The sequence below is a fragment of the Lentzea sp. NPDC037011 genome, from assembly GCF_055607425.1.
Genome location: NZ_JBVJRT010000001.1, coordinates 32,651 through 43,505 on the forward strand (window position 1 = coordinate 32,651; position 10,855 = coordinate 43,505).

Consider the following 10,855-nt stretch of genomic DNA (forward strand, 5'->3'; position numbering starts at 1 on the left):
GGGGTGGGTGATTTCCCGACGCAGACTTCTGTCCTTGGCAGGCGCGACGGCGCTGCTCACCGCGTGCGGTTCCAACACCGGCAGGGGCGGCAGCGGCCAGGCCCTCAAGCAGTGGTACCACGCCTACGGCGAGCCGGGTGTGCAGCAGGCGGTGGAGCGGTACGCCCAGTCGTACGGGAAGGTCCCCGTCGACGTGCAGTGGAACCCCGGCGACTACGACTCCAAGCTCGCGACGAGCCTGCTGTCCGACGGCGGACCGGACGTCTTCGAGTCCACCCCGCAGATCAGCTCGGTGCGGGCGGGTCAGCTCGTGCCGCTCGACGACGTGCTCGGCGCCGCCAGGGACGACTTCACCGCCTCGATCCTCGCCGGGCACACGGTCGACGGGAAGCTCTACGGCATCCCGCAGGCCGTCGACATGCAGATGTTGTTCTACCGCAAGAGCATGCTCAGTGCGGCCGGGGTGCAGCCACCGTCCACTGTGGATGAGCTGGTCGCCGCGGTCCGCACGCTCACGACCGGCGGGGTGAAGGGGCTCTTCGCCGGCAACGACGGCGGCGGTGCGGTGCTGGGCGGGCCCGCGCTGTGGTCGGTGGGCCTCGACTACGTGCGCGACCACCAGGTCGGGTTCGACGACCCGCTGGCGGCGCAGGCGATCGGCAAGCTGCGCGAGCTCTACACCAGCGGCGGTCTGCTGCTGGGCGCGGTGAAGGACTGGGCGGAGCCGGACGCGTTCACGCAGGGGCTGGTCGCCATGCAGTGGACCGGGCTGTGGGCGGTGCCCGCCGTGCAGAAGGCGCTGGGCGACGACTTCGGCGTGCTGCCGTTCCCGAAGCTCACCGGCAGCGGGAAGCCGAGCGTGCCGGTCGGGGCGTTCGGCGCGATGATCAACGCCAAGTCGAAGCGGGTCGACGAGGCCAAGGAGTTCGTGCGCTGGCTGTGGGTCGAGCGGACCGACTACCAGGAGGACTTCAACCTGAGCTACGGCTTCCACGTCCCGCCGCGCGACAGCATCGCGGCGAAGGCGTCCAAGCTGTCGGCCGGACCGGCCGCCGACGCGGTGAAGTTCGTGCGGGACAACGCGAAGGCGTCCAACCCGCCGGACTGGACCTCGACGACGCGGACGGCGTTCAACGACGCGGTGTCGCGGGTCGTGCGGGACGGCGCACCGGCCGACGCGGAGCTGCGGGCCGCTGCCGCGAAGGCGCGGGACGAGCTGAAGCGCCTCTACGGATGAGGCACGGCAGGGCGTTCTGGCTGTTCGTCGGCCCGTTCGCCGCCGGACTGCTCGTGTTCGTGTACGTGCCGATCGGCTGGAGCGTGCTGCTGTCGTTCTTCGAGGCGCGCAACACGGTGACGCCGACGGAGTTCGTGGGGCTGCGCAACTACGCCGACATGCTGACCGACCAGCCGTTCCTGGCGAGCCTCGGGACGTTCAGCGTGTTCGCGGCGTTCATCGTGCCGTTGACGTTCATGCTGGCGCTGGCGCTCGCGTTGCTGGTCAACCAGATCAGCTTCATGAAGGCGTTCTTCCGGTCGGTGTTCTTCCTGCCGACGGCGTGCTCGTACGTCGTGGCGTCGCTGGTGTGGAAGCTGTCGATCTTCAACGGGGTGCGGTTCGGGCTGGCGAACACGGTGCTGGGCTGGTTCGGCGCGGAACCCGTGGCGTGGACGGTGTCGACGTCACCGCCCTGGTACTGGCTGGTGCTGGTGACGCTGCGGCTGTGGTTGCAGCTCGGGTTCTACATGATCCTGTTCATCGCCGGCCTGCAACGGATTCCGCAGCACCTCTACGAGGCGGCGTGGATCGACGGGGCGTCGCGCGGCTGGCAGTCGTTGCGGTACGTCACGATGCCGCAGCTGCGCACGACGTCGGTGGCGGTGCTGCTGTTGCTGCTCGTCGCGGCCTACCAGGCGTTCGACGAGTTCTACAACGTGCTGGGCACCGACCGCGGCTACCCGCCGTTCGCACGGCCACCGTTGATCTACCTCTACTACACGGCGCTGGGCAGCGGTGGCCAGGACTTCGGGCACGGCAGCGCGGGCGCGGTCATCCTGACGTTGCTGGTCGCGGGAGTCACGTTGGTGCAGGGGCGGGTGTTCACGCGATGAGGGTGCTCCGGTACCTCGCGCTGTCGGTGGCGGCGGTGCTGTTCCTGGTCCCGTTCTACCTGGTGCTGCGCAACGGGCTGGCCACCGAGGCCGAGCTGACCGCGCCGACGTGGACGTTCTGGCCGGAGCGGATCCGCTGGGAGAACTTCGGCGAGCTCTTCGCGAACCCGGCGGTGCCGCTGCTGCGCAGCATGGTGAACTCGCTGGTGGTGGCGGTGCTGCAGACCGCGGGGCAGCTGCTGCTGTGCGGGCTCGCGGGCTACGGGCTGGCGCGCATCCCGTACCGCTACTCGAACGTCGTGCTGGTGCTGGTGGTCGCGACGCTGATGATCCCGGCGGCGGTGACGTTCGTGCCGACGTTCGTGGTGGTGTCGACCCTGGGCTGGGTGTCCGACCTGCGCGGGCTGGTGATCCCGGGCCTGTTCAGCGGGTTCACGACGTTCCTGTTCCGGCAGTACTTCCTCAACTTCCCGCGCGAGGTCGAGGAGGCGGCGCGGATCGACGGGCTCGGGCACTGGGGCACGTACTGGCGGGTGGTCGTGCCGAACTCCAAGGGGTTCTTCGCGGCGCTGGGCGTGATCGCGTTCGTGACGAGCTGGAACCAGTTCCTGTGGCCGCTGGTGATCGCACAGGACCAGGACTCGTGGACGGTGCAGGTGGCGCTGTCGACGTTCCTGACCGCGCAGTCGATCGACGTCGTGCAGCTGTTCCTCGCCGCGGCCGTGTCCATCACCCCGCTGGTGGTCGTGTTCGTGGCGCTGCAACGGTTCCTGGTGCGCGGGGTCACCGAGACCGGTGTGAAGGGCTGAGAACGGCGACGGGCCCCGCTGCACAACAGCGGGGCCCGTCGACCGTTCAGCGGATCAGTTCTCGAAGACCTTGCGCCACGACTCGACGGAGGTCAGCTCCGGCAGCGCGTCGCGGTACATCTTCTGCATCCGCGGCCATTCCGCGGACAGCCGGCGGTAGTTGGCGACCGCGCGCTTCATCAGTGCGCGGAACTCCTTCGGGTCGCGCTTGCGGAACGCGACACCGCTGCCGTCCGGGTGCGAGACCGTCGCGCTGTCCAGGTTGCCCAGCAGGTACCAGCGCGCGTTCGCCGACGGCACGTTGACCTGCGGGCGGGCCGTGGTCGACGGCTGCGGGCTGCGCAGGTTGTGCAGCACGGCCTTGCCGGCCTCGCGGGCCATGACGACCTTGTTCGAGGGCCTGCTGAGCATCTGCTCGGTGCGGACCATGTCGAAGGTCGGCGGCGGGAACTCGCGGGCCGACGGCAGGGTCTGCGCGTCCTGGAAGTTCTTGCGCAGCTCGCGGATCTCCGGCAGGGCCGTGCGCAGCGACTCGAACAGCTTCGACGGGCCCGCGAGGAAGTCCTCCAGCGCCTTCTGCTGGATCGCGACGGTCGAGTACTCCATCGACAGCAGGTGCACCAGCGACTGCTTCAGACCCTGCTTGAGCAGCGTCTTGCGCACGTCGTACGGGCTGTGCAGCGCGGCCAGGACGAGCCGGTTGCGGGTGTGGAAGTACGCCTGCCAGTCGGTGGCGTCGTTCTTGTCCGTCCACGGCATGTGCCACACGGCCGAGCCGGGCAGCGACACCGTCGGGTAGCCGCGGTCGAGCGCGCGCAGCGAGTACTCCGCGTCGTCCCACTTGATGAACAGCGGCAGCGGGTAGCCGGTGCGCTGCACGACCTCACGCGGGAACAGGCACATCCACCAGCCGTTGTAGGTCGAGTCGATGCGGGTGTGCATCTCCGCGGTCTCCCGCAGCGAGGACGCGCCGAAGTCGTGGTCGGTGAGCGCGCCGGGGGCGGCCCGCCAGAAGCAGGTGCCCAGGTCGACGACCTCGCCCATGCTGTGCAGCCGGGAGCGGGCCTGCAGGTTCAGCATGTGGCTGCCGACGATGACCGGCTGGGCGGCGGCGCGCGCGAACGCGTTGGACCGCAGCAGCGCGTCCGGCTCCAGGCGGATGTCGTCGTCCATGAGCATGATCTGGTCGACGTCGGTGTGCTCGATCGCCTCGTACAGGCCGCGGGTGAAGCCGCCGGAGCCGCCGAGGTTCTCCTGCTCGATGACCTCCAGGCGGTCGCCCAGCACCGCGGCGGCCTCGGCGAAGCCCTCGGTGTCGCGGACCTTCACGGCGCCCTGGTCGGCGACGAAGACCTTCTGCACGACGTCGAGCACGGCCGGGTCCTCGCCGAGCGTGCGCAGCGCGATGACCGCGTCGACCGGGCGCATGGTCGTCATGCCGATGGCGACCTTCTGCGCGGGCAGGTCCTGCTCGGTGGTCCACGCCGCGTGGTCGATCTCCAGCGTCGAGTCGTCGGTGAAGACGTCGAACCAGATCCAGCCGCCGTCCTCGTACGGCTTCAGGTTGATCTTGAAGGTGACCTCGGTCGCGGTCTTGGGGCTGCGGACCGTGGTGCCTTCGAGGTGCACGATGTCGCCGCTGGGCTTGGAGCGGTAGACGTCGATGCGGCCGGCGCCGCGCACGGACATGCGCAGCACGACGTCGTCGATGACCGTCCAGCGCCGCCAGTAGGCAGCGGGGAACGCGTTGAAGTACGAGGCGAACGAGACCCGCGCGGACTGCGGGATGGTGACCGCCTGGCGCGAGGACACGTGGCTGTGCACGTGCTCGGGCTCGTCGAGGTACAGCGGTCGGACGTCGAGCGGGTCCTCGTCGCGCGGCAGGATCACGCGCTGGAGGACCTTCGTCGGGTCGATCGTCTTAACGGCGGCCTTGGCCTTGGCCTGCTCAGTCACGTGCTTCCTCCGGCGAACCGCCACGGGTGCGTCGACGGTTCGAGTCAGCTCAGTCGATGGCGACGACGGCACCTGCCACACCAGGTGAACGCGGCGTGCGTGCCGTCGGGTTGCATGGTAGGAGATGGGCACGGAAAAGCCCGCCTGAACCACAGGTTACCGCAGGTCAGGCGGGCTAATCACATCAGTCGAGTGAACCGTCGAGCGCGGCGCCCCCGCTGAGGTGCGGGGCGATCTTGTTGTCGAACACGCTCAGGGCGGAACCGATCGCCATGTGCATGTCGAGGTACTTGTACGTGCCGAGGCGGCCGCCGAAGATCACGTTCTTCTCCGCGGCTTCGGCCTTCGCGAGCTCGCGGTAGCGCTCGAGCTTCTCGCGGTCCTCGGCCGTGTTGATCGGGTAGTACGGCTCGTCGTCCTTCTCCGCCGACCGGGAGAACTCGCGGACGATGACCGTCTTGTCCGACGGGTAGGTGTCGCGCTCGGGGTGGAAGTGCCGGAACTCGTGGATGCGGGTGTACGGGACGTCCGCGTCGTTGTAGTTCATGACCGGCGTGCCCTGGAAGTCGCCGATCGGCAGCACTTCCTGCTCGAAGTCGAGCGTCCGCCAGCCCAGCCAGCCCTCGGAGTAGTCGAAGTACCGGTCCAGCGGGCCGGTGTAGACGATCGGCGTGCCCGCGGGGATCTCGTCGCGCACGTCGAAGAAGTCCGTCGACAGCTTCACGTCGATGTTCGGGTGGTCCGCCATCTTCTCGAGCCACGCGGTGTAGCCGTCGACCGGCAGGCCCTCGTAGGTGTCGTTGAAGTAGCGGTTGTCGAAGGTGTAGCGCACCGGCAGGCGGGTGATGACCGCCGCGGGCAGCTCCTTCGGGTCGGTCTGCCACTGCTTCTGCGTGTAGGCCTTGATGAACGCCTCGTAGAGGGGGCGGCCGATCAGCGAGATCGCCTTCTCCTCGAGGTTCTTCGCGTCCTTGGTGTCGATCTCCGCGGACTGCTCGGCGATGTAGGCCTTCGCGTCCTCCGGCGACATGTACCGGCCGACGAACTGCGAGAGCAGGCCCAGGCCCATCGGGAACTGGTACGCCTGACCGTTGTGCATCGCGAACACGCGGTGCTGGTAGCCGGTGAACTCGGTGAACTGGTTCACGTACTCCCACACGCGCTTGTTGGACGTGTGGAACAGGTGCGCGCCGTAGCGGTGCACCTCGATCCCTGTCTCGGGCTCCGCCTCGGAGTAGGCGTTACCACCGATGTGGTCACGACGATCGAGCACCAGGACCCGCTTGTTCAGCTGGGACGCGGTGCGCTCGGCGACCGTGAGACCGAAGAACCCGGAACCGACGACAATCAGGTCATAACCTGCGAAGCTCACCCACAAGAGGGTAGCCGTGACGGCGGCCACCGCTGCCGACGCCCCCTCAGCGCCGCCTTCCGCTCAGGCGTGCGCGGGCACTGTCTAAGGTGGCCGGGTGCTGTTCTCGGTACGTCCCAAGCTGCTCAGCCCTCCTGTCCTGATGGCGGCCGGGCTCGGCGTCTTCGGCCTGGCCGGGTACCTGTTCGTCACGCTGACCAGCCGCACGCTCGTCACGAGCGAGGCGCTGCGCGCGACGAACTTCTACTTCGTGGTCAACGTGGTCGGTCCCGGCATCTTCTTCGCGCTGGAACAGGTCACCAGCCGGTCGGTGAGCGCGGCCGTCGCCTCCGGGCACGCGCTGCGCCCGGTCGTGCGCAAGACGTGCATCGGCGGCGCGGCGCTCGTGGGCGTCGTGATGGCGGGCCTGCTGCTGATGTCGCCGTACCTGCTGCCCAACACCCTGTACGGCGACTGGGGCCTGTTCCTGGGGGTCTTGGCCACCCCGGCGATCCTCGCGGCGCTGAGCATCGTCCGCGGCGCGCTCGGCGGCCTGCAGCGGTTCACCGGCTACGCCGTGTCGCTGATGGTCGAGGGCGGCGCGCGGATCGTGGTCGTGTCGCTGCTGGTGTTCGGGCACGTGTCGTCGGCGTGGGTCTTCGGCATCGGCTACCTCGCGAGCTCGCTGGTCGCCGTGGGTGCCGGCCTGCTGTGGCTGCGCGCCGCCCCGAGCGGGGGCGACGACCGCGTCCCCGGCGAGGTGCCGCTGCTGACCAAGGCGCTCGCCGCGCTCGCGACGGCCAGCCTGCTGGCCCAGCTGCTGCCGAACCTCGCGCCGCTGATGGTGTCCTCCCGCCTCGGCGAGGGCAGCGTGGTGGCGCTGGCGTTCGCCCAGGCCGTGGTGGTCGCCCGCATCCCGCAGCTCGCGTTCTTCCCGGTGCAGACGATGTTGCTGCCCGCCCTCACGGCCGCCGTGACCAGGGGCGACTTCGCCTTCGTCAAGCGCCGCATCATGCTGACGCTCGGCGCGGTCACGGCGGTGGGCCTCGTCTACTCCGTGCTGTTCGTGCTGGTCGGCTCGTGGGTGCTGCGGGTGTTCATGGCCACCGACACCTCGACGCTGACCGCGCTGGTCATGGGCCTGCTGGCGTTCGGCACGGTGGTGCTCATCGGCGTGTTCGCCGTGCAACCGGCGCTCGTCGCGATGGGCCACGACCGCACCATCACGATCGCGTGGGCCATCGGCACCGCGTCGACGTTCGGCTTCGCGCTGCTGCCGGGGGACGTGCCCACGATGGCGGCCGCCGCGCAGGTCGTGGGGCCTGCGCTGACGCTGCTCGTGATCTTGGTCAGCTTCTTCCGGTTGTCCGCCGCGGCGCAGCAGCGCAGCGACGCGGTCGCCGCCGCCGAACGCTGAGAACGGCCCGAACGCGAAGCGGCCCCCGTCGGTGACGGGGGCCGCTTCGGCGTTCAGCGTGTGGAGCGGGTCAGCTCAGGCCGCGCTTGGCCAGCGCCATCGTCCGCTTCACGTCGCCGCCCTTGAGGGCGTCCAGAGCGGACTGCATCGCGTGCAGGCGGCTGAAGACGTGCAGGCGGGCCGCGCGGGCCGCCTTCGTCCAGCCCTTCGCCTCCAGGCGCTTCGCGGCGTCGAGGTAGAAGTGCTTCTCCTCGTCGAACCGGATGACGTCCTTGGCGTGGTTGGACGAGTGGCTCGCCATGTGGCGGCGGTAGCGGAACACCGGCGTCGGGTCGAGCGCCAGGGTGCCGCCCTCCAGCAGCAGGTCCGTGACCCAGCCGAGGTCGCCGATCGAGCCGAAGTCGTGGCGGATGGTGGTGCCCGCGACGACGTCCTGGCGGAAGGCCATGGCCGGCACGTACAGCCAGTTGCCGTTCATCAGGCTGGCCAGCGCCTCGGGGCCGTCCAGCTCGCGCTGCTTCCACGCGTTGCGGCCCGCGAAGACCTTCACGCGGTCGGCCAGCGGCAGCGGGTCGTGCGGCTTGCTGTTGTCGTCGACCACGATCACGCCGGGGTGGGCCATGATCGCGTTCGGGTGCCGCTCGAACATGCCGAGCACGACCTCGACGTAGTTCGGCTCCAGCGCGTCGTCCGCGCCCAGCACGACCAGGTACGTGCCCCGGCCCATGGACATGGACCTGGTGACGTTCTCCGTCGCGCCCAGGTTGACCTCGTTGCGCACGTACTCGATGCGCGGGTCGCCGATCTCCCTGATGTAGTCCTCGGCCGCGGTGCCGGGGTACTGGTCGTCGACGACCGTGAGCAGCCACTCGTCACGGGTCTGCGCGCACACGCTGTCGATCATCTCGAAGAGGATCTTCGGCTCGAGGTAGTACGGCGCCACGAAGTGGACGGTCATGACTTACTTCCCAGCTTCCTCGGTCGGCGGCTCGGCCTGGCGGATCGCGATCGCCCTCGCCAGCCGCGCGTAGCGCAGCTCGAGCTCCTTGAACCGCAGGTAGGTGTTCAGGGTCGCGGCGGTGAACACGATGACCACGCCGTACAGCAGCAGGTCGGTGCCGCGGCCGACGCCGAGCCAGCCGGCGATGACCGTGAGGTCGCTCGGCCGGAGCACCGAGTAGACGCCGAAGACCACGAACAGGATGAACGCCAGCTTGACGCTCGCTGCCGACTTCGCGTTGCCCCGCTTGCGCACGAAGAGGATCAGCAGGCCCGCGACGAGGAGGACGAGGATGTACTGAATAGGCATGTCAGTGCGCCCGGCCCTTCAGCATCGTGTCGAAGAGGATGTTGACGCCGTTGATCAGCGACTGGCCCTTGGACATCGAGTACTCGGTGTAGAGGATCGTCACCGGCTCCTCGGTCACCCGCCAGTTCCGCACGGCGATGAGCTCGACGATCTCCGACGCGTGCCCCATGCCGTTGAGGGTGATGTTCATCTCGTCGGCGACCTTCTTGTTGAAGACGCGCAGCCCGTTGTGGGCGTCGGTCAGGCCGAGCTTGCGCGTGCGCGGGCTCAGCAGCACGACCGTCTTCAGCACGATCCGCTTGATCAGCGGGACGCTCTCCTGCACGTCGCCGCGGAAGCGCGTGCCGACGACGATGTCGACGTCCTCGGACCGCAGCCGCTCCAGCATCGTGAGGACGTCCTCGACGCGGTGCTGGCCGTCGGCGTCGAAGGTCACGAAGTACTTGGCGCCCGGCTGCTTGCGGGCGTACTCGATGCCGGTCTGGATGGCGGCGCCCTGACCGAGGTTGACCGGGTGCTGCACGAGGTGGGCACCGCCGGCGCGGATGCCCTGCGCGGAGTCGTCCTTGCTGCCGTCGTCGACGCACACGATGTTCGGGAACGTCTGGCGCGCGTGGCGGACGACCTCTTCGATGACCTGCCCCTCGTTGTAGCAAGGGACGATGAGCCACACGTCTGGCCAATCGGTCACAACGGAACTCCAAAGAAGCCGCTACATGGGGGACGGGGTCGTCACACGTCGCACGCACGACCCGGCCGGAGCGTACTGCAACGGCACCCCTCTACACTGCCTCGGGTACTGCCCCGGCCACCACCGCGGTACCCGCGCGACCCGATCGGTCTGCGCCTTGGTCAGGGGTTTTCCGATCTTGGAGAGGACTTCTCGATGGTTGGTGTGGCCGTCGTCGGCGCCGGTTACTGGGGCCCGAACCTGGTGCGGAACATCCAGGCGACCCCGGACTTCCGGTTGACCACCCTGTGCGACCTGAACGTGGAGCGCGCCCAGCAGGTGCTGGGCAAGTACAGCACGGTGAAGGTCAGCGGGTCCCTGGACGAGGTGCTGGCCGACCCCGAGGTCGAGGCCGTGGCCGTGGCCACCCCCGCCGCCACCCACCTCCCCGTCGCGCTCGCCGCGATCGAGGCGGGCAAGCACGTGCTCGTCGAGAAGCCGCTGGCGTCGTCCTACGCCGACGGCCTGAAGCTGGTCGAGGCCGCTGAGCAGCGCGGACTCACCCTCATGCTCGACCACACCTTCGTCTACACGCCGGTCGTGCAGCACCTGCGCGAGCTCGTGCGCGGCGGTGAGCTCGGCGAGCTGCAGTACGTCGACTCGGTGCGCATCAACCTGGGTCTCGTGCAGCCCGACATCGACGTGCTGTGGGACCTCGCCCCGCACGACCTGTCGATCCTCGACGCGATCCTCCCCGACGGCGTGCGCCCGGTCGCCATCGCCGCCCACGGCTCCGACCCGGCGAACCTGGGCCGCGCCTGTGTGGCGTACCTCTCGGTGCAGCTGTCCAACGGGGCGATCGCGCATGCGCACGTGAACTGGCTGTCCCCCACCAAGATCCGCACGATGATCGTGGGCGGCTCCAGCAAGACCGCCGTGTGGAACGACCTGGACCCGACGCAGCCGCTGGCCGTCTACGACCGCGGTGTCGACTGGCCGACCGACGAGGAACGCCGCATCTCCTACCGCATCGGCGACGCCGTGGCGCCCGCCCTCAAGGGTGGCGAGGCCCTGCGCGCCGTGATGGCGGAGTTCGCCGCGGCGATCACCGAGAAGCGCGCGCCGCTCACCGACGGGCGGGCGGGCCTCCGCGTGCTCGCGCAGCTCGAGGCCGCATCCCAGAGCCTTGCCCAGGGCGGCACTTTCGTGCCCGTAGTGAACGCATAACTGA

Annotated in this window: 10 protein-coding genes; 5 read left to right on the forward strand and 5 right to left on the reverse strand. The window is 69.1% G+C overall.

The features are described 5' to 3' along the window. Nucleotides 1–28 precede the first annotated feature (28 nt). Genes ACZ7CH_RS00170 through ACZ7CH_RS00180 form a run of 3 tightly spaced genes read left to right on the forward strand, consistent with a single transcriptional unit; the run spans nt 29 to nt 2,921 of the window. Nucleotides 29–1,237: an ABC transporter substrate-binding protein gene (locus ACZ7CH_RS00170; protein WP_470373177.1), complete on the forward strand. Its 1,209-nt coding sequence runs from the start codon at nt 29–31 to the stop codon at nt 1,235–1,237. Then, the gene (locus ACZ7CH_RS00175) at nt 1,234–2,112 is read left to right on the forward strand and encodes a carbohydrate ABC transporter permease (RefSeq protein WP_470372864.1); all 879 of its coding nucleotides are present in this window, start codon (nt 1,234–1,236) and stop codon (nt 2,110–2,112) included. Before ACZ7CH_RS00170 ends, ACZ7CH_RS00175 begins: the two co-directional genes overlap by 4 nt. Continuing rightward, a complete protein-coding gene (locus tag ACZ7CH_RS00180; RefSeq protein WP_470369705.1) occupies nt 2,109–2,921 on the forward strand; it encodes a carbohydrate ABC transporter permease in 813 nt (270 codons plus the stop codon). The genes ACZ7CH_RS00175 and ACZ7CH_RS00180 overlap by 4 nt, the downstream gene beginning before the upstream one ends. A gap of 54 nt (nt 2,922–2,975) precedes the next feature. On the opposite strand, the gene ACZ7CH_RS00185 is transcribed toward ACZ7CH_RS00180, so the two are convergent. Then, nucleotides 2,976–4,877, reverse strand: coding sequence for a glycosyltransferase (locus tag ACZ7CH_RS00185; RefSeq protein WP_458429752.1), 1,902 nt, complete (start codon nt 4,875–4,877; stop codon nt 2,976–2,978). A gap of 184 nt (nt 4,878–5,061) precedes the next feature. Next, nucleotides 5,062–6,249, reverse strand: coding sequence for a UDP-galactopyranose mutase (gene glf, locus ACZ7CH_RS00190; RefSeq protein ID WP_360396958.1), 1,188 nt, complete (start codon nt 6,247–6,249; stop codon nt 5,062–5,064). 97 nt (nt 6,250–6,346) lie between these two features. Between glf and ACZ7CH_RS00195 the strand changes: the two genes are divergently transcribed. Next, complete coding sequence (locus ACZ7CH_RS00195) at nt 6,347–7,645, forward strand: hypothetical protein (protein WP_470372865.1); 1,299 nt, start codon at nt 6,347–6,349, stop codon at nt 7,643–7,645. A 70-nt stretch (nt 7,646–7,715) separates the two neighbouring features. On the opposite strand, the gene ACZ7CH_RS00200 is transcribed toward ACZ7CH_RS00195, so the two are convergent. Genes ACZ7CH_RS00200 through ACZ7CH_RS00210 form a run of 3 tightly spaced genes read right to left on the reverse strand, consistent with a single transcriptional unit; the run spans nt 7,716 to nt 9,645 of the window. Further along, nucleotides 7,716–8,603: a glycosyltransferase family 2 protein gene (locus tag ACZ7CH_RS00200; protein WP_360396960.1), complete on the reverse strand. Its 888-nt coding sequence runs from the start codon at nt 8,601–8,603 to the stop codon at nt 7,716–7,718. Between the two features lie 3 nt (nt 8,604–8,606). Next, entirely contained in the window at nt 8,607–8,954 is a 348-nt protein-coding gene (locus ACZ7CH_RS00205; RefSeq protein ID WP_360396961.1) for a DUF2304 domain-containing protein, read from the reverse strand. Between the two features lies 1 nt (nt 8,955). Beyond that, on the reverse strand, nt 8,956–9,645 hold the full coding sequence (locus tag ACZ7CH_RS00210; RefSeq protein ID WP_360396962.1) for a glycosyltransferase family 2 protein: 690 nt from the start codon (nt 9,643–9,645) through the stop codon (nt 8,956–8,958). 195 nt (nt 9,646–9,840) lie between these two features. On the opposite strand from ACZ7CH_RS00210, the gene ACZ7CH_RS00215 reads away from it, so the two are divergent. Next, nucleotides 9,841–10,851 (forward strand): Gfo/Idh/MocA family protein, encoded by a 1,011-nt coding sequence (locus tag ACZ7CH_RS00215; protein WP_470372866.1) that lies wholly within the window; start codon nt 9,841–9,843, stop codon nt 10,849–10,851. The last annotated feature ends 4 nt before the right edge of the window (nt 10,852–10,855 follow it).

Bases quoted from the DNA above. Each gene is read 5' to 3' on its own strand.
- ACZ7CH_RS00175 (WP_470372864.1), top strand. From the start codon at position 1,234: ATGAGGCACGGCAGGGCGTTCTGGCTGTTCGTCGGCCCGTTCGCCGCC.
- ACZ7CH_RS00180 (WP_470369705.1), top strand. From the start codon at position 2,109: ATGAGGGTGCTCCGGTACCTCGCGCTGTCGGTGGCGGCGGTGCTGTTC.
- ACZ7CH_RS00200 (WP_360396960.1), bottom strand. From the start codon at position 8,603: ATGACCGTCCACTTCGTGGCGCCGTACTACCTCGAGCCGAAGATCCTC.
- ACZ7CH_RS00205 (WP_360396961.1), bottom strand. From the start codon at position 8,954: ATGCCTATTCAGTACATCCTCGTCCTCCTCGTCGCGGGCCTGCTGATC.
- ACZ7CH_RS00215 (WP_470372866.1), top strand. From the start codon at position 9,841: ATGGTTGGTGTGGCCGTCGTCGGCGCCGGTTACTGGGGCCCGAACCTG.